This window comes from Pantoea sp. ICBG 1758, assembly GCF_002928325.1.
GTDB lineage: Bacteria > Pseudomonadota > Gammaproteobacteria > Enterobacterales > Enterobacteriaceae > Pantoea > Pantoea eucrina.
This window is the reverse complement of sequence record NZ_POWL01000004.1, coordinates 152244-172816: the sequence shown is the minus strand read 5'-3', so window position 1 is coordinate 172816 and position 20573 is coordinate 152244. Positions and strand designations below refer to the sequence as shown.

Genomic DNA, 20573 nt, shown 5'->3' with positions numbered 1-20573 from the left:
TCAGTTAGTGACCGCCCATCAGTTTTTCCGCTTCTTCCGGCTTGTCATGCACGCCGAAGCGGTCAACGAGGGTACGGGTGGCGTCGTTCATGCCCGGTATTTCTACCTCAGCGCCTTCGCGGCGGAACTTAATTACCGCCCTGTCCAGTGCGCTAACGGCGGTGATGTCCCAGAAGTGGGCGTGCGTGACGTCAATGACCACGCGCTCTGCCGCTTCCCTGAAGTCAAAGTGGCTCATAAAGCGATCGGCGGAGGCAAAAAATACCTGGCCGGTCACGGTATAGATCCGTGTCTCACCCTCCCGTGACGATCTGACCGTCATAAAGCGCGCTACCTTAGTGGCAAAGTTCAGCGAAGCAATCAGCACCCCGGTCAGCACGCCGAAGGCCAGGTTGTCGGTGGCCACCACCACGACCACGGTTGCCAGCATGACCACGCTGGTCGAGAGCGGATGGCGGCGCAGGTCGGTGATGGATCGCCAGGAGAAGGTGCCGATGGAGACCATGATCATCACCGCGACCAGCGCCGCCATCGGGATCTGCGACACCTGATCGCGGAGGAAAATAATCAGACAGAGCAGCACCAGCCCGGCCGTCAGGGTGGAGAGACGCCCGCGCCCGCCGGATTTTACGTTAATCACCGACTGACCAATCATGGCGCAGCCCGCCATGCCGCCGATAAACGCCGTGCAGACGTTGGCGATGCCCTGCGCCTTGCACTCGCGGTTTTTATCGCTCGGGGTGTCGGTCATGTCGTCCACGATAGTGGCGGTCATCATCGACTCCAGCAGTCCCACCACGGCAAGGCCGGCGGAGTAAGGCAGGATAATCAGCAGCGTATCCAGGTTCAGCGGAATGTCCGGAATGAGGAACACCGGCAGGCTGTCGGGCAGCTTGCCCATGTCGCCCACGGTGCGCACGTCCAGATGCAGCCACATGGAGATGGCGGTCAGCACCACGATGCAGACCAGCGGGGAGGGAATAGTTTTATTGAGGTACGGAAAGAGGTAGATGATTGCCAGGCCTGCGGCGGTGAGCGCATACACGTGCCAGGTCACGTTGGTCAGCTCCGGCAACTGTGCCATAAAAATCAGAATGGCCAGCGCGTTGACGAAGCCCGTCACGACCGAGCGCGACACGTAGCGCATCAGACTACCAAGCCTCAGGTAGCCGGCAGCCAGCTGCAGCAGGCCGGTTAGCACTGATGCCGCCAGCAGATACTGCAGGCCGTGATCTTTCACCAGCGTTATCATCAGCAGCGCCATGGCGCCGGTAGCCGATGAAATCATGGCGGGACGTCCGCCAAAGATGGCCATAACCACGGGAATACAGAAGGCCGAGTAGAGGCCGACCTGCGGGTCGACTCCGGCAATGATGGAAAACGCGATCGCTTCAGGAATGAGCGCGAGCGCGACGACAATACCGGCGAGCACGTCACCACGGACGTTGCCCAGCCAGTCCTTACGCGTCGAGGACAGCAGCATAGTAATTTCTCAGATTTTAGATACAGTCAGCCCGTGAGGGCAAAAAATTCAGGGACGAAAAAGCACATCCGCAGACGGGATGTTTTTGAGTGCGCGACTGAAACTACTCAGTGCGACAGGGAAGGGTGACGACTCAGGGTGGCGTAAGACGCATAATTTTTGAGTTCTCCTTTACGGCAAAAGGATGCCTTCAGGACTGCAATAAGCCAGCGAAACCCGGGGCGGGGCGCTGACGGCGAAGCCTGCCCCTCTCAGGACAGGCACTAAACTATAAACAAAAACGGTGAGAGGTCAACGTTTCAGCAAGCGGAACAGGGCTGCGAACAGCGGTACCAGCGTGTATATTAACCATGTCTGCGCATGTCACCGCAGAAACATACATGGAATCAGCCTGGTATTTATATATGAATTTATGCATATGTGTTGACGGCATTTGCGCGTAAAGTCACACTGGCTTTTTACGCCAGCTACCCGGAGTTATCATGCCTCAGCTTTTTCCTCTTCAGCTTTTCAAGGGGCTGTCTGACGAAACGCGTTTAAAGCTTGTCCTGCTTCTGCGTGAAAAAGGTGAGCTCTGTGTATGCGAGCTGACGCTGATACTGAAAGAGAGCCAGCCCAAAGTATCCCGGCATCTTGCGCTACTCAGAGACAGCGGCCTGCTTATCGACAGGCGTGACGGCAAATGGATCCATTACCGGCTGTCCCCTCACATGCCCGCCTGGGCTGCAGCCGTGATTGAACAGGCTTATCTGTGTCAGCAGGATGACATCCAGCATCTTAGCCGGCAGGCTGAGCGGGACAACGCTACGACCAATGGCAAACCTGTCTGCATTTAAAAATTTACCTATACATATATGCTTTTCCATATTTAACGTTTCTGGTTGCGCTGTGCTTATTCTGTGAGGTGAAGGAGGGACTATGTTTCTGGCAGGTGCAATTTTTGTTCTGACGCTGGTGCTGGTTATCTGGCAGCCGAAAGGACTCAGTATTGGCTGGAGTGCTGTTATCGGGGCTGCGCTGGCGCTGCTGACGGGCGTGGTGCATATCGGGGATATTCCGGCGGTCTGGCAGATTGTCTGGAACGCCACGGCCACGTTTATCGCGGTTATCATCATCAGCCTGCTGCTGGATGCATCCGGCTTTTTTGAGTGGGCGGCACTGCATGTTTCCCGCTGGGGAGGCGGCAGAGGCAGGCTGCTGTTCACGTATATTGTTCTGCTGGGCGCGGCGGTGGCGGCGCTGTTCGCCAATGACGGCGCGGCGCTTATCCTCACGCCGATTGTCATCGCCATGCTGCTGGCGCTGGGCTTCAGCCCAGGTGCCACGCTGGCATTTGTGATGGCGGCTGGGTTTATCGCGGACACGTCCAGCCTGCCGCTCATCGTATCGAACCTGGTCAACATCGTAACGGCGGATTTCTTTACGCTGGGCTTTAGCGAATATGCGTCCGTTATGGTGCCGGTGAATATGGCTTCCGTAGTGGCTACGCTGGTAATGCTGCACCTGTTTTTCCGCAAAGATATTCCGGCAGGTTATGACCTGACAAAGCTAAAAATGCCCCGTGACGCTATCCGTGACAGGCGGACCTTCAAAACCGGCTGGCTGGTGCTGATTCTGCTGCTGGCCGGTTTTTTTGCGCTGGAGCCGCTTGGCGTACCGGTCAGCCTGGTTGCGGCAGCGGCGGCCTTCATTCTCTGGCTGGTTGCACGCAAAGGACACGTTATCGATACCCGTAAGGTGCTGAAAGGTGCACCCTGGCAAATCGTTATCTTCTCGCTGGGCATGTATCTGGTGGTATATGGTCTGCGTAATGCCGGCCTGACGGATGATCTCTCAGCCATTCTGAACCGCTTTGCAGAGCACGGCGTCTGGGGGGCAACGCTGGGTACGGGCTTTCTGACGGCATTTCTGTCATCGGTCATGAACAACATGCCCACCGTGCTGGTCGGGGCGCTCTCTATTGACGGCAGTACCGCTCAGGGCACGGTAAAAGAGGCAATGATTTACGCGAACATCATTGGCTGCGACCTCGGCCCGAAAATTACCCCGATTGGCAGCCTGGCAACCCTGCTGTGGCTGCACGTTCTGGCGCAAAAAAATATCACTGTTAGCTGGGGCTATTACTTTCGTGTTGGCATCGTGATGACCCTGCCGGTGCTTTTTGTGACGCTGGCCGCGCTGGCCCTGCGCCTGTCTGTTTAAACGTGATCCGGGCTGCGTGCATGCAGCGCCTGTATGGAGTATGACTGATGACTGACATTACTATTTACCACAACCCGGCCTGCGGCACGTCCCGTAACACCCTGGCGCTTATCCGCAATAGTGGCGTGGAGCCAGCAGTGATTTTATATCTGGAGACGCCGCCGACACGCGCTGAGCTGCAGACGCTGATTGCAGATATGGGAATCAGCGTGCGCGCACTGCTGCGCAAAAATACGGATCCGTTTGAGCAGCTGGGTCTGGCAGAGGATCGGTTCAGCGATGACGAACTGCTGGATGCTATGCTGGCTCACCCCATTCTCATTAACCGTCCGGTGGTGGTAACGCCGCTCGGTACAGCGCTCTGTCGTCCGTCTGAAGCCGTTCTGGATATTCTGCCTGATCCACAGAAAGGGGCATTGATGAAAGAAGATGGTGAACAGATTATCGATGAGCATGGAAACCGTATTGGCCACTGACACCCTGGCATTCCGCCAACAGAGCGGGAGAGGCAAAAACAGCTGGCCTTAAACGACGGCGGGAAGGGGTCAGTCTGTGCCTTCATCTTGCTTCCGACCAGAGCACCCGCACGCGCAGTTCTGCAACGGTCGGAGACGTGTCCGGAGCGTTATCAGCGTCAGAAGTTGGTTTTATCAATAACGGCGACGTTATGCTTTCGGATTAATTTCCGTCATCAGCCATTGCTCAAAAGCATGCAGCGCCGTTTCATTTATGCCTGTTGAAGCCGGTTTTATTAAATGAAACTTTTTGCTGAGTGAAGCAGACTCAGGCCAGGGAGCAATAAGCTCGCCGTTAGTTAACTCTTTTTCGACATATATCCGCGGCACCAGTGCAACGCCCTGTACTGACAGCGCTGCGGCGATAGACATTTCGTGCAGATCATAGCGGACTCCCTGCGCCGGGTTATCAAGTTCAATTCCGGTTTCCTGCACATAGTACTGCCATGCCTGCGGATTCTGAAGACGGTGAATGCGAGGCAGCTCATTAAGCGGCACGCTCTCTTTTTTGTTCTTCAGAAGTGCCGGATGGCATACAGGCAGCAGCGTTTCCTGAAAAAGAAACTGCATATGCATACCTGCCCATGCCGGATGATCGAAATGTATTACCGCGTCAAAACCACTGCCAGCGAGAATAAAAGGATCTGTTCTGGCGGCGATGTTCACACTAATTTCCGGATACAGGGTATAAAAGCTTTTCAGACGCGGGATTAGCCAGCGGCATGAAAACGTTGGCAGGGCAGCAATCTCCAGAGTCTTACCGCCTTCTGGCACACCTATGACCGATTGCGTATCTCTTTCCAGCCGGTCAAGCGATTCGCGTATTTGATCTGCATAGCGGGCGCCAACTGAATTGAGCGTAACGCGACTTCCGCTGCGATCAAACAATCTGCAGTTTAACATGGACTCAAGGCGGGCTATTTGTCGACTGATTGCGCCTTCGGTAAGTGATAACTCCTGCGCTGCCCGCGCAAAATTTCCATGCCTTGCTGCGGCTTCAAAGGCAAGCATGGCTCGACTGCTGGGAATTTTTCTTAGCATTAATACGGCCTGATTATTGATACAAAATTCTTTACAGTGACAAAATATCATTAATCAGTGAATTAATTTCGATTTAAATTGGGAAAACAGTTGCTTAGCATGATGAAAACATATCAGGCAAGCGGGTGCCTGCCAGCACTATTATGAGGTATGTATGCACGGTGATAGTTTCCCGACCTGTCAGGTTGGCGGTTATCAGGTTATTGCGCTGAGCGATGGCACTATGGCGGCCACGCTTGATCTTCTTTCAGGTATTGACGTCGCAAAGGCTGCAAGTATCCAGTGCGCTGCCGGGATTGAGAGACAGGGTGATATCCATATTAACGGTTATCTCATCCGTGGATATGGACACACTATTCTGGTAGATGCGGGCGCTGGCGGGCAAAACAACGTGGGTGGGAGGCTTAAGGAGAAGCTGACGATGCTCGGCATTCTGCCTGATGACGTAGACAGGGTATTACTGACGCACGGTCATCCCGATCATATCGGCGGTCTGCTGCATGAAAACGGAGAGCCGGTATATAAAAAAGCCGATCTCTATATTCATCCCCTTGAAATTGCGCACTGGCAGGATAATGAAAAATTACAGAGAGCCAGTGAGCGCGGCAAACATAATTTTGCACTGTTCCGAAAAGTCCTGGCCGCCTATGCCGGGAAGATACGCCTGCTTGATGAAAATGAAGTTGTGCAGGGCATTCGCCCTGTATGGCTGCCAGGCCATACCCCAGGACACACCGGATTTCATATTCATTCCGATAAAAAAGCGGTGTTAATATGGGGAGATGTCGTTCATTTTCCCTATATTCAGTCAGCAGTTCCTGCTGTTTCAATCATGTTTGATGTTGATCCTCTACAGGCTGAAGAGACAAGGAAAAAAGCGCTGCAACAGGCCGTGGATGACAAACTGATTATTGCCGGTATGCATCTGAACCAGACAGGATTCTGCTGTTTCCAGCGGTCTGGAGATGGGTATCTGCTTTGCAGGTTACATCAGGAATAAAAGTATAGGTTTGTACGGAGGCGCTCATAAAAGAAGCAAAAGTTATCAATAATGGGTGCAATGCGAAACTCCGAAATAGCAGATTATTACAGTCGATACTTTCTATGCTGATTTTATTATCATTAAAATCATAAAGTTAAATGTTGTTTTTGCGTAACTTTACATTAAATGAGATTTATTTACCTTAGCCAGGGTTTGTTGTTATATAAGCACTTCAAATGATTAACAGGACGTATTAGTCATGTATGACGTTGCAATTGTAGGGTTGGGGGCGACAGGAACATGCTTACTCAGCCAGCTACAGGATGAAATTTATAACATCAGAACGGCTCAACCGCGAATTGCCGTTTTCAATCCCCCAGCCAGCTTTGCAAAAGGAAAAGCCTTTGGTGATGCTGATGCCATGCATAAGGTCAATACCCCGCCGGGATTGATGTCGGTGACATCAACTGAACCGGAACTGTTTGGTCACTGGTTACATACCACTTTTAACTCCCGTGAACGCTGGCCATCGCGCCTCAGATACTCAGATTTTATCCGCCAGACTTACCGTGACGTTAAGCAGGCCGGGATACTGAAAATTGATGAATTCCACCACAGCGTGGTGAGCATCAGGAAGCAGGGAGAATTGTTCTCCCTGTGCGATGACAACGGTAACACACTCTTCGCTCGTAACGTTGTGATGTGCCTGGGGGCATTATCTGAAAGCGCCTTTCCGGCGTTCGCTGGAAAGCCAGGTTTTATTTCGCATTATACGCACTTTGATCAGTCTTCTTCTGCGCCGCTAATCATCGCCGGTAGCGGTCTCACGGCTGTTGATGCGTTTCGCTATGCGTTCGGCAAAAGTCAGGTAAAAATCCATCTCTTTTCACGCAGCGGCTATGTTCCGACCTGCCTGACAAGCAGTGCTCGCTACATACCCGTTCACCTGACCTGGCGTAATATCATGTCTGCTACTGCGGAAAGTGAAGACATGCTGAACGTGTTTTCCCGCCTCCTCCGCAAAGAGTTTCACCTTCTAAGAGAAAAAGGGGAATTCCGGCCTGCTATGAACCTGTTACGTGAGGAGCGGCAGACCGGGTATTTCCGCATGCTGCTTACGCGTGCGGAGAATGGTGATCTGCCCTGGCAGGATGTTCTGGTTTCAACACGGCCGTATATGCACAAGCTCTGGAACGCATTCACATCCGAACAAAAGCTGCGATTTATGAAAATGTACGGTGCGGTGTGGGCCGCCTGGCGCCATCCGGTACCTCAGGAGGTGTTTGGTGAACTGATCGAGGCTTCTGCTCATGGGAGGGTAAGGTTTCATCAGGCGCTTGCTGCTCCGGAACATACTGACAGCCATTATGTATTGCAAACCCGGTCAGAAACGCTTTCATTCCGTCATTTTTGGGATGCAACAGGAGGCAGGCTTGATATTGGTCAAACAACACAGCCATTGTTGAATGACCTGCTTAGCCAGTCATTAATTGAAGAACATCCCTGCGGCGGCATTAATATCGACCCGCTGACTTTTCATTGCAGGGTAAACAACCGTAAGGTCTCTGGCTTGTTTAACATCGGGCCGCTCAATAAAGGAAGTTTGTTTTCAACCAATGCCTTTTGGTTCAACGCACGCTGTGCGGAGACCTGGGCTAAACAGTGGGCTATAGAATTCAGCTCAGCAGACGCAAAGGAAGCATTGTGACTATTTTCTTTCCCCTGATTTATCTATTAGCCGGCTGGCTTGTAGGACAAACTGCACTGGATTTCAAAACGGCGGCGTCGTGGATTCTGACGCGTGTTGCTATCCCCGTTGTGATCATTTTTAATATATCTACCCGATTTGATAGCATGAGTACCATTATCATTGCAGCGGCAGTATCTATGCTGTTTATGCTCTTTACTTGCCAGCGAATTTTGCGCGATCCGGTAAGAAGTCTTTGTTTCAGCTACCTCAATATTGGTTGGCTGGGGCTGCCTGTTGCCAACGCACTGTTTGGTAATGACGCAGCGACCATAATCATTGCAGCCTACGTCGGCAGTTCAATCGTAGGAAATTCAGTGGGGGCCGGTATGCTATCAGGGAACCGGTTTAACCTACTGCAATTGGCTCAGACTCCTCCGGTGCTGGCGCTATTTATTGGCGCTGCGCTGATTCCCTTAAGTCACGACGTTAACCGCTGGGGAGCAGACCTCTATAGCGTAGCGAAATTTATGATGAGTTTTCTGGGTATGGCCGTGCTCGGGCTCTGGCTGTCAAAAATCAGGTTCTCGTTCAGCGATGTTTTGCAGGAGGTCAGGCCGTTTCTGCTCAGGTCGATCGTAATGGCCGTGCTGATATCGTTACTGTTTATCCTCGCAATATTACTTAACTTCAGGCTCATAGCTGATAATCCGGCAACGTTATATCTGTTTTGCCTGCTGCCACCCGCAGCAAATATTATCGTGCTGGAAACGCACTACCTGGGAACTGGCAATTCAGCAAAACCTATCACATACGGGACTTGTGTAAGCATTATTGCGATAAGTCTCTACGCGGCGGCTATTCTGGGTTTCAACGCCTGGAGCGCAGCAATAAATTAACGATGAGGGGTTGTCAGGACAGGATGCCAGGCTTATCGATACCTGCTTATCGTAGCCGGTTTCTGCTTCCTGCCAGCCATCTTACTGGCTAAGTGTGCTTCATCCCTCTTTTACCTCCCACTTGTACTTATTATGTACAATGAAAGCGGCCTTTAAAGCCATTCAGGAACTACATGTCGCTCTTTTGTATGGGTTCTATAAATAACGCGAGCGGGGATTCCACTCAACTTAATTAACCAAATGCTGCTGAATACCACAATTAGTAAGGATATTTTCTTTTGTTACGGGTGGTCAGCATAATTGAGGGGCAAGGGGTGGTCTTTGTTTGTTTGTGCGATTATTAAAATGATATCTGCTTTTTAAATGTAAGACAATTAAACAGAAGTTATTTTCTCAGGTGCATTCTTTGGTTCTGGCAGGTTGCGGCATCGTTTTGCTGTCTGCTTTTTTACAAAAATTTTGCTCTCTGTTTTCAAAGCGCATTTATAACTTTATGGCGTAAAAAAGACGACTATTGATACATGTCTTTCTGAAGAGGGGATGACTGAGAAAAACATTTATAAGAAGACATTTTATGGCTTATGCAGCGGGCGGTACGGTCGCGCTTGCGGCAGGTCAGTTGATGGTGCATGACAATAGTGTCAGGACGTTTCCTGCCGGTACCCGCAGCGGCGGGCGGGATCCTGGCCCACACGATCCTATCCGCGAAGCAGAGAATCCGGATATCGTAAATCCGCCTGAGGCTGATAGCGGAACGTATACGCGAGCTGCACTGGCATCCTAATAATGATGAATGGCAATACTACCTCGAAGGCGAAGGGCGGATGGGGGTATTTGCCTCTTCGGGTCAGGCAAAGAGTTTTGACTACCGCGCCGGAGATGCTGGCTATATTCTTTTTGCGATGGGGCACTACATTGAAAATACCGGTAAAGGGACGCTGCATTTTCCTGAGCTGCTTAAAAGCGATTATTACGCCGATATTTCGCTTAACCAGTATCTGGCCAATACGCCGTCTGAACGTGTCCGGCAACATTTGCACCTGGATGATGAGTTTATGAACAATCTGTCTCTGAAAAAGACCCCGGTGATAAAGTAGCCAGAAAAAGGTTGTGCCTGAATTACAGTTACAGACGCCGATCGGTTGAGACAAAACTGAATAGTCCGCTCCTGGCACAGGGCGGGCTGACATATAGATTTGGTCTGTTATGCGCGAGGCGCGGACATTCAGAACAGGTAAATAAGAATTTGCTCAAGTTATTGCGGTAGTCGCTTTGAGTAAGATACAAAAAATAGGTTAGCACAGTTAAGGGAAGAGAATGATCACTTGTCACGTCAGATATATTATTGACCCCTATCAATTGGCCGATTTCGGGAATTACGCTTCAAAATGGATAGAAATTGTTGAATCGATGGGGCACTCATCATGGATACTGCCTTCCATCGGAAGGTGCAAACAACATAGCCGACTGTTTATTTAGCTTTGAGAGTCTGGCGCAGTACGAAGAGTACAGAGTAGCCATTTTGAGCAAGGCTGGATGTGCTGAATTGTTCGATGAAGCTAATCAGAAAACGTTCATCCTTAGCTATGAACGCAGTTTCATGAAGTCATTACTGTCTGGTAAACAGCGTCAGCTGATTATTTTAAGTCACTGAAAATACCCTGGCGCAGAGCCAGATAAATCACTTTACCTGGTCTCCGTCCGCTTCTGATACAAGGCGGACGGAGACCAGCCTGATACAGGTTATACACGGAAGGCAACAATCGTTGCTGCCGGTAAAGGTGTGCTTTGCCGGCACGCAGCATATTTAACGCATACGGCTGGCTGCAGCCAGCAGGGCACCAAACATCATCAGAAGCGCGCCAAACGTTCTGTCTATCCAGTGACGCATATTAATTAAGCGTTCGCGCACCTTTCCTATAGAAAAACAAAGTGCTACAAGGCTGAACCAGATGATATGCGTTATGGCGATAAAAAGGCCATAGCCAATCTGCACTGCCAGCGGCGTTTCCGGCTTAACCAGCTGCATAAACAGGCTAACAACAAAAATGGTCGTTTTAGGATTGAGCGCGTTCGTCAGAAAACCGATGCGGAGTGCGGCCAGATCGGACAGGGCAGCGACCCGATTATCAGTGACTGCACTACCGGATTTTGTGCGGACCATTTTTAAGCCCAGCCAGATGAGGTAAACCGCACCTGCCAGTTTGATAGCGTTGAATAACAAGAGTGACTGCTGAATCAACAGGCCCAGACCGAGCAGTGTGTAGGAGATGTGAATGAGTACGCCCAGCCCGATCCCCATTGCCGTGAACACGCCTGCCCGACGGGATAGCATCAGACTATTGCGTGAAACCATGGCAAAATCGGGACCCGGGCTGATTACGGCAAGAATAGTGATGGTGATTACAGCTAGCAGTTCAGTCATAATTATCTCCAGTTAAATAAGTCTATTAATCAGACTCTACCGTCTCTTTATGCGGGGCAGATAACGATGTTTTCTGACAAAAATGGTGAGTTTGATTCACCACTATCTACACCAAGATTGCCGTCGCTCATTGCGCTCCGTAGCTTTGAAGCGGCTGCACGTTTGGAAAATTTCAGCAGAGCGGCGGTTGAGCTTCACATTACGCACGGCGCGGTCAGCCGGGCTGTGCGTCTGCTGGAAGAGGATCTGGGCGTACTGCTCTTCGAACGACGTAGCCAGCGCGTCTATCTAACTGATGCCGGACGCACGCTGGCCCGTGCGGCAAATGAGGGGTTCGATATCATACGGCAGACTGTCGATTCGCTCCGCTCAGACGCACGTCAGCAGCAGCGATGGGTGCTGTCCTGTGAGCCGACGTTACTGATGCGCTGGTTATTGCCGCGCTGGCCAGCCTTTCAGGCAATGCACGCTGGTAAAGAGATCCACCTTGCGGCCGGTGGCGGACCTGTCTCCTTCACCGGCGGCCCCGACCTGGCTATTCGCCGTAATGATTTTGCCTGGCCAGAAAATTATCATGCTGAGTTACTGTTTGAGGAAAAGGTCGGGCCGGTATGCCGCCCTGACAGGATCAGCCGGTGGTTTAACGCCACAGATGCAGGTCTTCTGCCTGCCCGGGACGCAAAGCGGTTGCACACCCGCACCCGCCCTGATGCATGGCAGGAATGGGCCCGTGCCAAAGAAATGCCCGCCGCAGCGACGGAAGGACAAACGTTCGACCACTTTTACTTCAGCCTGCAGGCCGCTGTTGCAGGGCTTGGCGTAGCGATTGGTTCCTGGTATCAGGTCTGTGACGATCTCGAAAGCGGTGTCCTCGCGGCTCCGCAGGGGTTTATTGAGGATGGTTCCCGCTATTACCTGCTGTCACCTGAACCGTTTGAGCCTGATAGCCTGCAGGCAGACTTGCTTGCGTGGCTGCGCACTCTGGTTCTCCCTTAAGCGCTGGCACCCGACCTGCGTCAGGCCAGGACATCATTCAGGTCAAAAAACCGTGCGGAGTGACGCCCAGCACTGAACGAAAGGCTGCCGTAAACGCAGCCGGGCAGGAGAATCCGAGTTGATAAGCGACCTGTTTAACAGGCGTACCCGCTGAGAGCAGATCCAGCGAGACGCAGATCCGCGCCCGCTGCTTCCAGTTTCTGAAGCTGAACCCGGTATCACGGATAAAAAGCCGGGAGAAGGTACGCTCTGACATCGTCGCCAGATCCGCCATGTCGCTCATTGACGTTGCCCAGCGCTGGTTTACCAGCAGCTCGGTGGCGACCCGGGACAGGCGCTCGTCCTGCGGCATGGGCAGCTCGGTCATTTGATGCTCTGCTTCACTGAGGATCTCCATTAACAACAGCGCCATTGTCCGCTGGCTGCCAGCCTGGTAGCCGGTGCTGAACAGTCCGGCTATCAGCTCTTTAACCAGAGGCGTCGCTGTGATGACGTGGACGGCGTCACTTTTGGTAAAGCGGCTGCATGCATCAATAAGGCTGCGGCTGAAATAGAGCGTGCGGAGTTCGGTATGTGAAAGCAGGCTGTAGCTATGCTCCTGAAGCGCCGGGAGCCAGAGCGCCCGCTGCGGGGGAATTACCCAGTGTTTATCGCCCGTCTCAACCAGCATCACTCCCTGAGTTGCATACAGCAGCTGTCCCTCAACGTGGTAATGAGGCGGATCGGTATCTCCACGCTGGTAGCGTTTGGCAAGCGCAGACCACCCGATTGTCTCATCGTGTCTTGGCTTTTTATCTATATTGTTTGGCATTTCAGATTAAAGCCCTGCATTTATGATTATCCGTCTGACAGCATCCGGGCTGGCTAAACGCCGCTATTACGGCAAACTGTAGTAAAAAACAGACAACTAAAACTGACTTACCTTCACCCGCAAAGAGACATGACTATGGCTTCACACTCTACAGAATCTGAACATTCTCCGGCGACCCCTGCCGCGGAAACAGCCAGTCCCGCTCAGGGGTTCCTGGTCAGTATCGTAGGCGCTACCGCGCTCGCGCACGGCTGTAATGATATGATTCAGGCCGTACTGCCTTCAATCTATCCCATGCTTAAGGCGAACTTTACGCTTACCTACGCGCAGATTGGCCTGATTTCTCTCGTCTATCAGATAACGGCGTCCCTGCTTCAGCCCTGGGTCGGGCTTTACACGGATAAACACCCCAGACCCTTTCTGCTGCCTGCGGGCATGGGCGTCACCTTGCTGGGGATCGGGCTGCTCGCGGTTGCCGGCAATTTTTTAGTCATTTTAGTTGCCGCTGCGCTGATTGGCGTTGGATCGTCCGTCTTTCATCCGGAAGCCTCGCGCATCGCCCGCATGGCGTCGGGAGGGCGGTTTGGCACCGCGCAGTCCGCTTTTCAGGTTGGCGGAAATGCGGGATCGGCGTTTGGCCCTCTGCTGGCCGCACTGCTGATTATTCCTCATGGCCAGCTCTCTGTTGCCTGGCTAATGCTGTGTGCGCTGGTCGCGATTGTAATTCTGACCCGGCTTAGCCAGTGGTCTGCCCGCCACGGTCAGGCGCACATGAAGCGCCACGGCAGCACCCCACTGCAGACGTTTTCCAGAGCAAAAGTTTTTCAGGCGCTGGCTGTGGTCAGCGTTCTGATGTTCGCGAAATTTACCTATATCGCTTCGCTGAGTAACTATTTTACGTTTTATCTCGTCCACCGCTTCAGCATGCCGCTGGAGCACGCGCAGTTCTGCCTGTTTGCGTTTCTGGCGGCAGTGGCGGTCGGGACGTTTGCCGGCGGACCTATAGGCGATCGCATCGGTCGTAAGGCGGTGGTCTGGATCTCGTTCTTAGGCGTTATTCCGTTTTCACTGTTACTGCCACACGTTGGCCTGGTCTGGACCATTGTGTTCACCATCTTTATCGGCCTGATCCTCTCTTCAGCTTTCTCTGCGCTGGTGGTTTACGCTCAGGAAATTGTCCCGGGTCGTGCAGGGATGGTCGCCGGGATCATGTTTGGTACCATGTTTGGCGTCAGCGGGCTCGCCGCCGCCGGTCTTGGCAAGATGGCAGATATATACGGTATTGAGTGGGTTTATGGCCTGTGCGCTTTTCTGCCGCTGCTGGGCTTCGCTACGCTGTTTATGCCAGATACAAAACAACGCCGGTAAACATAATCCCGGTATATCGTTTAACACATAACGTGGTTGCGGCAAGGTGTATCTTCGGGTTTGTCAGAAAAGCCCGAAGATATATCAAAAGAGGAAGCGCTGAATTAACCCGCCGTAGAATTAAAACATTGTATTACCGTTGGCCGACTGCTCCGGTACATTCTGAATAATATCCCAGTGCTCTACTATTTTTCCTTCGCTGACCCGAAATATGTCAAGCACAGCCTGACCGCGATCGTGATTGTTATTGACCGAATGAACCTGCAACCATACCAGGTCGCCATCGACAGCGCTGCGTACAATGCGTGCATGCGACTGCGGATTGTCCCTGAAAAAACCGGTAAAATAGTCGACGAACGGTGCTTTCCCGTCCGGGACTTCCGGGTTGTGCTGACGGTAATTATCAGCCACGACTTTGGCTGCTTCCCTGGTCTCATGACGATTAAAAAACCGATCATAAAAATCTATTACCAGCCTGCGGTTTGCTTCTTCATCTGTACGTTCGGCTTCTGTCTGAGCCGACAGGGCAGAACCGGCCATAAGCATTCCGGTAATAAATACCACGGCCTGAATACGTTTGTTCATTATTGATCTCCTGTCAAAAACTCTTCTGGATGAATTGATATATAAAGGTGGTCACAAAAATAGACCGTAGAACAAATTCAGGTTACCTTGCTTTCTGGCCCTCAACAAGAGGTCACAATTTTCTTACCTGGTCACAGAAAAGTGACTGACAAATACGAGGCAATATCAAAAAATGGGAAATGAAAATGATGATGAAATCATCACTCAATACGGGCAGCTCTGTCCGATACGCGATGTGCTGGATCAGATAGGGGATCAGTGGAGTTTACTTATTCTCGAAGCGCTGGCAGAACGTACAATACGGTTTAATGAGCTGAATCGGGAAATTGAAGATATTTCACGGCAAATGCTTTCCCGAACGCTAAAACGTCTCGAAACAGATGGTTATATCAGCCGGACAGTATATGCAGAAATTCCTCCCCGCGTTGAGTATGCGCTGACGAACCTCGGAAGATCTTTTCTGGTACCGATGCAACAGCTTATTTACTGGGCAGAACAAAACCACGCCACTATCTGCCGATCCCGAAAAATGCACCGGCAGCGTGAGGTATAGCACGAGGCATACCTGTTTGCGACCTCAGGTATATCTGTATGCTGAACAGGATCTGTGTCGGGAGGAAACCCTGGCAACACAATGCTGGCAGGGAAGGTCTGCCGCATGAATCCTGAGCGCCCGATGGAGCGTCATTTCCGGCCGCTGTCATGCCCTGTTGTTGTAACGGCTCCTGGCTGTTGAACGCGCGTATGACTTTGCCTGTTACTGTTCCTCAGACAAGCAGCCGGCAATTTATCTACAGAGCACTGCGGCCACATCATCCAGTTCACGATCGTAACTTGCACGCTCAGCTGCACTCAGAAAACCTTGTTTCTGTACTAACCTGTCAGTATCACGCCGCACGACCTCAACACGCTGCCAGAGTTTATCGGCGCGCAACTGAGTCAGAACACGCGCTTTGCGGGCAGTACCGATATCTGCCTGCAGGATATTAGCGCGTACAGAGATATGAGCCTGCAGCGGGTCGGACATTGATCCTCCCGTTTCGCCTGTAATCTGACGCTGTACGTTGACATTGCAGCCAGGATAATCAGGTGCGGTCAGGGCAGCATCCGATATGAATGGAATCAAGAGCAGAGACAGAACCAGCGTTTTCATCAGTACCTCTGATAATAAAAAGCGTTTGGCCTGCCGCATGCTTTTAATGCTGGCAGGCTGAATTAAAAACTGTTTAAAGCTTACGGCAAAATTCAAAAACGGCCTGACAAGAGAATTACACCTCCCTTATCCTGAGAAAAGCGAGCAGTCTGGCCATGCCGGGACTAAGCGATTGCAGCGTTTTATAACAAATGCAGATCCGCCGCTGCGCCCACGGGTCGGTGAGGGGTACTATGCGGTAAAGGAATTTGCTACTGAAACGTTCAGCAGTCAATAAAGGAAGAACCCCTGCGCCGATACCGTTACTGACCATTTCGCACATTCCCTCAAAATCGCTCATTCTGATGCGATAGTTCAGTGAGTGGCCAGACGCTCTGGCATGTCCGCTGATATGATCCTGCAACGCATTTCCGGGGTATAAACCAATAAAAGCCTCATCATAGACGTCGGCGAGACAGACATGCTCTCTCGAACCAAGCGCGTGAGAGGATGGAACAATCAGAACAAGATTGTCATCTGCTACGGGTTCAAGCGTGAGGTTGCGCGCATCAACCGCATCTGAGACGAGGCCTGCTTCAGCGGTGCCATTATGTATGCTGTTAATGGTATCTGCGCTGCTCCGCTCTCCCAGCTCAATAGTCACATCCGGATATTCTGCCAGCCATCGCGCAAGCCTGCCGGGCAGAAACCCGGTCATGGCTGAGGTGTTGGCATACAACCCTATTTTTCCGGTTACGCCAGTAATGTAAGCGCCCAGCTCAGCTTTCAGCTTCTCCTGGCGGAAGAGTAGCTCACGTGCATGACAGATCAGGATTTCGCCAGCCTCAGTAAGAATGATCCCTCTCGGATGGCGGGTAAACAGCTTTGCCCCGATATCGGCTTCTATGGATCTGAGTCTTTCACTGGCTGAGCCGATTGCCAGGCAGGCATGCCGCGCCCCCTGGGTAATACTGCCTGCATCAGCAATGGAGACGACAAGTTTCAGGTCAGAAAAATCCAGCTTCATAGTGACCTCATTTTCAGCCTTCGGATTATCCGAAGCATGATGCGCTTAAACCAGATTGTCCACCGATCGCCGGGATGGTTGAATCACTGCAATCATCAGGCGGGGCGGTTTTATGAGCGAACAACTTTATCTCACTTTTTTTATCATTTTTATACTCGCCGGCTTTGTTAAAGGCGTAACCGGAATGGGCTTACCAACGGTGGCTATGGGATTACTTGGCCTGCTTATGTCTCCGCCAGCCGCAGCGGCTCTGCTGGTTATTCCTTCTTTTGTCACCAATGTGCTGCAGCTCTTTACCGGCCCTTCAGCGCTGCCGATTATCCGCCGTCTGTGGCTGATGATGCTGCTTAGTTTAACGGGCACAATCGCAGCTTCTTCGCTGCTTGTCAGCGTTGATCCCATCTGGTCAGCCTGTGGTCTGGGCGGGATGTTAATTATCTATGCTCTCTTTGCACTGGCTTCACCTGCTTTTGCGGTTTCACTGACCACGGAGAAATGGCTGTCACCCATTATTGGTGGCATAACCGGCGTGATTACCGGCGCAACAGGCGTATTTATTATGCCGGCCGTGCCATTTCTTCAGTCGCTTCACTTTAGTAAAGATGAGCTTATCCAGGCGCTGGGCCTCTCATTCACCGTTTCGACGATAGGGCTCTCTGCAGGGCTTTATTTGCACAACTCCTTTACAACGGAGCAGCTCTCACTCTCATTGACGTCCGTATTACCTGCGCTGGCGGGTATGTGGCTGGGACAGCAACTGCGGATGCATATCAGCGCGCGGCTTTTCAGACGCTGTTTTCTCCTGCTCCTGATGGTGTTGGGAGCAGAGCTTATCTCCCGTTCCCTGTTCTGATTTACCACAAAGCAGACCCCATCAATATGATGACAACGCGCCGGCTATTTGCAGCATCCTCGTCACATTCACCCGGCAGGGACTTAAGGTAAACGGCTCTGATAGCTATCCATTTTTAAACGTCACCGGTTTGTCATTGCAGTTGCACATCAGCATGCGCGCATTGCAGCAGAAGAGGGCGAGTTTTGATAATAAACTAAATGACAATCAATATCATTTGCATTTACTATAGCGAGTGCATGACCTGTGTCTGGCATATATATGCACTTTCTGAATGGCATATAAGGCTGGTAAGTCAAAAGCATTAACTATAATAAATGAGGTATTTAATTGTCTTTCAAAGAGATTTCTACTATTCGCGCCATTGCCATGCCAGGCATGACCAAAACGTTTTGTTATTCACTATTAACGCTCGCTATTATCGAAGCCGTGACTCTTCAAAGCGCGTTTGCAGCAGAGAGCGATCTTCGCAACGAGCAGTCGCTGGTGGTCACCGCTGATACCAGTGATGACAGCACATCTGATCCCGCACGCGCTTATACCGTTCCGGCCACGCGCGCCGGAACCAAACTGAATCTGACTCAGCGTGATATACCGCAGTCGGTCAGCGTGCTGACCCGGCAGCGTATTAAAGATCAGAACCTGCAAAACCTGGGCGATGCGCTGGCGAACGTGACCGGTATTTCGGCGTCGCAGAATGACTCCGAGCGCGTGGATTTTTATTCCCGTGGCTTCTACATCAACAACTACACCTACGACGATATTCCTTCCACGCAGACCGGCGCGTGGAACTTTGGTGAAACCGATAGCGACACCGCGATCTATGAGCGCATCGATATCGTACGCGGCTCCACCGGATTAATGACCGGCACCGGCAATCCGGGGGCTGCCATAAACATGATCCGCAAGAAAGCTGACAGCAAAACCTTTGCCGGCGATCTCTCCGCAAGTTACGGGAGCTGGGACAATCAGCGCTATGTAGCCGACCTCTCCGGACCGCTGAATGATTCCGGCACGCTGCGCGGCCGCGTGGTGACAGGGTATCAGGATCAGGATAGCTGGGTTGACCGCTACCATAAGCGTAAGAAGTTTCTGTATGCCACCGTGGCGGCAGATCTCACCGACAACACCACTCTGGAACTGGGGTATGACTATCAGTCACGCAATACTGATGGCCCGACCTGGGGCGGCCTGCCTCTCTGGTACAGCAACGGCAGCAAAATTCACTACGATCGGTCAGATAACCCTTCTGCCAACTGGACCCACTACAACATTCTGTCCCGTAAGGTCTTTGCAAACCTGACGACGAACTTTGATAACGGCTGGCAGGTGCGGGTGAACGGCACGCATACCGAATCCGATTTTGACAGCAAGCTGCTCTACATGACGGGATATCCGGACCAGACCACCGGTATATTTAACAGCAATGGTTACGGTTATGCGGGATGGTATAAGGGGCTTCGCACCCAGACGGCGGTAGACGCTTATGCAACCGGGCCGTTTGAAATGTTTGGTCGTCAACATCAGCTGGTGGCAGGGGTGGATTACAGCCGCCAGCGCAACCGCTATCTCTACTCAACGTCCATTCTCTCCCCTGCGGAAATTGGTGACTGGAACAGCTGGAGTGGCGATGTGGCTGAGCCCGACTGGCCAGCATGGGCGCTCTCTTCTGAAGATACCATCCGGCAGAAGGCGGGCTATGCTGCAGCGCGATTCTCGCTGACCGATCCGCTCTCGCTGATCGCAGGCGCACGCTACACTCAGTACAGCGCGCACGGCACCCTGGCGGATACGGAAAAGAATAACATCACGCCTTACGGCGGCCTGGTTTATGACATCAATGAAAATTACTCTGCTTTCGCCAGCTATACCTCCATTTTCCAGCCGCAGACGTATCGTGACCAGCAGGGAAATTACCTGAAGCCCGTTACGGGTAAGGATTACGAAGCGGGCATCAAAGGCGACTGGGATAACGGCGATATTACGGCGAGCCTGTCGGTGTTCCGTATTGAGCAGGAGAATCTCGGACAGGTACAGAGCAACAGATACGTAAACAATAGTAGTGAAAACGCCTATAAATCGTCCAAAGGCGTGGTCAGCCGCGGCGTGGACTTTGAGATCAATGGTGCGGTCACAGACAACCTGAAGTTAACGTTTGGTGCCACACGCTATGTGGCTAAGGATGCGGATGGCGATCGCACTAATCCTTATATGCCGCAGACAAGCCTGAAACTGTTCACCAGCTACACTCTGCCAATGCTGTCTGACCTGACCGTCGGCGGGGGAATTAACTGGCAGAATCGTACCTATAAGGAAGCGATTAATCCTGCCGGCGAGACTGAGCGTGTCTATCAGGGAAGCTATCCGCTGGTCAACCTGTTTGCACGCTATCAGGTTACCCGCGAACTCTCTGTGCAGGGTAACGTTAAAAACCTGTTCGATCGTGAATACAACACCAACCCGGCGGGCGGTGTGGCGTTCAACGAGCCGGCAAATTATTCAGTCAGCTTTAATTACAGCTTCTGATTTCGGCTGGCCCTGCCGGGGCCAGCTTTTCGCATCATCAC

General features: G+C 52.0%; 20 protein-coding genes and 1 pseudogene. 14 read left to right on the top strand and 7 right to left on the bottom strand.

Annotation, left to right across the window (positions count from 1 at the left end; all coding sequences use genetic code 11):
- Positions 1 to 4: 4 nt before the first annotated feature.
- The gene (locus C1Y41_RS14550; RefSeq protein ID WP_084798731.1) at positions 5 to 1483 is read right to left on the bottom strand and encodes a SulP family inorganic anion transporter; all 1479 of its coding nucleotides are present in this window, start codon (positions 1481 to 1483) and stop codon (positions 5 to 7) included.
- Positions 1484 to 1965: 482 nt separating this feature from the next.
- Here C1Y41_RS14550 and C1Y41_RS14545 point away from each other — a divergent pair, with 482 nt between their 5' ends.
- From C1Y41_RS14545 to arsC, 3 genes are all read left to right on the top strand, one after another.
- Positions 1966 to 2319 (top strand): metalloregulator ArsR/SmtB family transcription factor, encoded by a 354-nt coding sequence (locus C1Y41_RS14545; protein WP_065647628.1) that lies wholly within the window; start codon positions 1966 to 1968, stop codon positions 2317 to 2319.
- An 82-nt stretch (positions 2320 to 2401) separates the two neighbouring features.
- The gene (locus C1Y41_RS14540; RefSeq protein ID WP_104085710.1) at positions 2402 to 3685 is read left to right on the top strand and encodes an arsenic transporter; all 1284 of its coding nucleotides are present in this window, start codon (positions 2402 to 2404) and stop codon (positions 3683 to 3685) included.
- 47 nt (positions 3686 to 3732) lie between these two features.
- Complete coding sequence (gene arsC / locus C1Y41_RS14535; protein ID WP_104085709.1) at positions 3733 to 4161, top strand: glutaredoxin-dependent arsenate reductase; 429 nt, start codon at positions 3733 to 3735, stop codon at positions 4159 to 4161.
- A 189-nt stretch (positions 4162 to 4350) separates the two neighbouring features.
- On the opposite strand, the gene C1Y41_RS14530 is transcribed toward arsC, so the two are convergent.
- Positions 4351 to 5241, bottom strand: a complete 891-nt coding sequence (locus tag C1Y41_RS14530; protein WP_104085708.1) for a LysR substrate-binding domain-containing protein — start codon at positions 5239 to 5241, stop codon at positions 4351 to 4353.
- Between the two features lie 154 nt (positions 5242 to 5395).
- Here C1Y41_RS14530 and C1Y41_RS14525 point away from each other — a divergent pair, with 154 nt between their 5' ends.
- From C1Y41_RS14525 to C1Y41_RS14505, 6 genes and pseudogenes are all read left to right on the top strand, one after another.
- Positions 5396 to 6241, top strand: coding sequence for an MBL fold metallo-hydrolase (locus C1Y41_RS14525; RefSeq protein WP_104085707.1), 846 nt, complete (start codon positions 5396 to 5398; stop codon positions 6239 to 6241).
- A 241-nt stretch (positions 6242 to 6482) separates the two neighbouring features.
- Positions 6483 to 7931 (top strand): FAD/NAD(P)-binding protein, encoded by a 1449-nt coding sequence (locus C1Y41_RS14520; RefSeq protein ID WP_104085706.1) that lies wholly within the window; start codon positions 6483 to 6485, stop codon positions 7929 to 7931.
- Entirely contained in the window at positions 7928 to 8809 is an 882-nt protein-coding gene (locus C1Y41_RS14515) for a permease (protein WP_104085705.1), read from the top strand. Before C1Y41_RS14520 ends, C1Y41_RS14515 begins: the two co-directional genes overlap by 4 nt.
- Positions 8810 to 9383: 574 nt before the next feature.
- On the top strand, positions 9384 to 9593 hold the full coding sequence (locus tag C1Y41_RS20240; RefSeq protein WP_233207434.1) for a hypothetical protein: 210 nt from the start codon (positions 9384 to 9386) through the stop codon (positions 9591 to 9593).
- Positions 9568 to 9906 (top strand): annotated as a pseudogene (locus C1Y41_RS20235) (cupin domain-containing protein); the annotation flags it as partial. The gene C1Y41_RS20240 and the pseudogene C1Y41_RS20235, both read left to right, overlap by 26 nt.
- 302 nt (positions 9907 to 10208) lie before the next feature.
- Positions 10209 to 10463, top strand: a complete 255-nt coding sequence (locus tag C1Y41_RS14505) for an NIPSNAP family protein (RefSeq protein ID WP_369826815.1) — start codon at positions 10209 to 10211, stop codon at positions 10461 to 10463.
- 153 nt (positions 10464 to 10616) lie between these two features.
- Here C1Y41_RS14505 and C1Y41_RS14500 read toward each other — a convergent pair whose 3' ends face one another.
- Positions 10617 to 11234: a LysE family translocator gene (locus C1Y41_RS14500; RefSeq protein WP_104085704.1), complete on the bottom strand. Its 618-nt coding sequence runs from the start codon at positions 11232 to 11234 to the stop codon at positions 10617 to 10619.
- A 66-nt stretch (positions 11235 to 11300) separates the two neighbouring features.
- Between C1Y41_RS14500 and C1Y41_RS14495 the strand changes: the two genes are divergently transcribed.
- Positions 11301 to 12230, top strand: a complete 930-nt coding sequence (locus tag C1Y41_RS14495; protein WP_104085703.1) for a LysR family transcriptional regulator — start codon at positions 11301 to 11303, stop codon at positions 12228 to 12230.
- A gap of 37 nt (positions 12231 to 12267) precedes the next feature.
- On the opposite strand, the gene C1Y41_RS14490 is transcribed toward C1Y41_RS14495, so the two are convergent.
- Positions 12268 to 13041, bottom strand: coding sequence for a helix-turn-helix domain-containing protein (locus tag C1Y41_RS14490; RefSeq protein ID WP_104085702.1), 774 nt, complete (start codon positions 13039 to 13041; stop codon positions 12268 to 12270).
- A gap of 135 nt (positions 13042 to 13176) precedes the next feature.
- On the opposite strand from C1Y41_RS14490, the gene C1Y41_RS14485 reads away from it, so the two are divergent.
- On the top strand, positions 13177 to 14409 hold the full coding sequence (locus C1Y41_RS14485; RefSeq protein ID WP_104085829.1) for an MFS transporter: 1233 nt from the start codon (positions 13177 to 13179) through the stop codon (positions 14407 to 14409).
- A gap of 120 nt (positions 14410 to 14529) precedes the next feature.
- Here the strand turns inward: C1Y41_RS14485 and C1Y41_RS14480 are convergent, their stop codons facing one another.
- Entirely contained in the window at positions 14530 to 14955 is a 426-nt protein-coding gene (locus C1Y41_RS14480) for an ester cyclase (RefSeq protein ID WP_369826822.1), read from the bottom strand.
- 211 nt (positions 14956 to 15166) lie between these two features.
- Between C1Y41_RS14480 and C1Y41_RS14475 the strand changes: the two genes are divergently transcribed.
- Positions 15167 to 15547, top strand: a complete 381-nt coding sequence (locus C1Y41_RS14475) for a helix-turn-helix domain-containing protein (protein WP_104085700.1) — start codon at positions 15167 to 15169, stop codon at positions 15545 to 15547.
- A gap of 234 nt (positions 15548 to 15781) precedes the next feature.
- Here C1Y41_RS14475 and C1Y41_RS14470 read toward each other — a convergent pair whose 3' ends face one another.
- Together C1Y41_RS14470 and C1Y41_RS14465 are read right to left on the bottom strand one after the other, a co-directional pair.
- Positions 15782 to 16243 carry a hypothetical protein gene (locus C1Y41_RS14470; RefSeq protein ID WP_233207433.1) on the bottom strand — a complete coding sequence of 154 codons (462 nt, stop codon included), beginning with the start codon at positions 16241 to 16243 and terminating at the stop codon, positions 15782 to 15784.
- A gap of 19 nt (positions 16244 to 16262) precedes the next feature.
- A complete protein-coding gene (locus tag C1Y41_RS14465; RefSeq protein WP_104085699.1) occupies positions 16263 to 17153 on the bottom strand; it encodes a LysR family transcriptional regulator in 891 nt (296 codons plus the stop codon).
- A 112-nt stretch (positions 17154 to 17265) separates the two neighbouring features.
- On the opposite strand from C1Y41_RS14465, the gene C1Y41_RS14460 reads away from it, so the two are divergent.
- Together C1Y41_RS14460 and fhuE are read left to right on the top strand one after the other, a co-directional pair.
- A complete protein-coding gene (locus C1Y41_RS14460; protein ID WP_104085698.1) occupies positions 17266 to 18006 on the top strand; it encodes a sulfite exporter TauE/SafE family protein in 741 nt (246 codons plus the stop codon).
- 330 nt (positions 18007 to 18336) lie between these two features.
- Entirely contained in the window at positions 18337 to 20532 is a 2196-nt protein-coding gene (gene fhuE / locus C1Y41_RS14455) for a ferric-rhodotorulic acid/ferric-coprogen receptor FhuE (RefSeq protein ID WP_369826814.1), read from the top strand.
- Positions 20533 to 20573 lie beyond the last annotated feature (41 nt).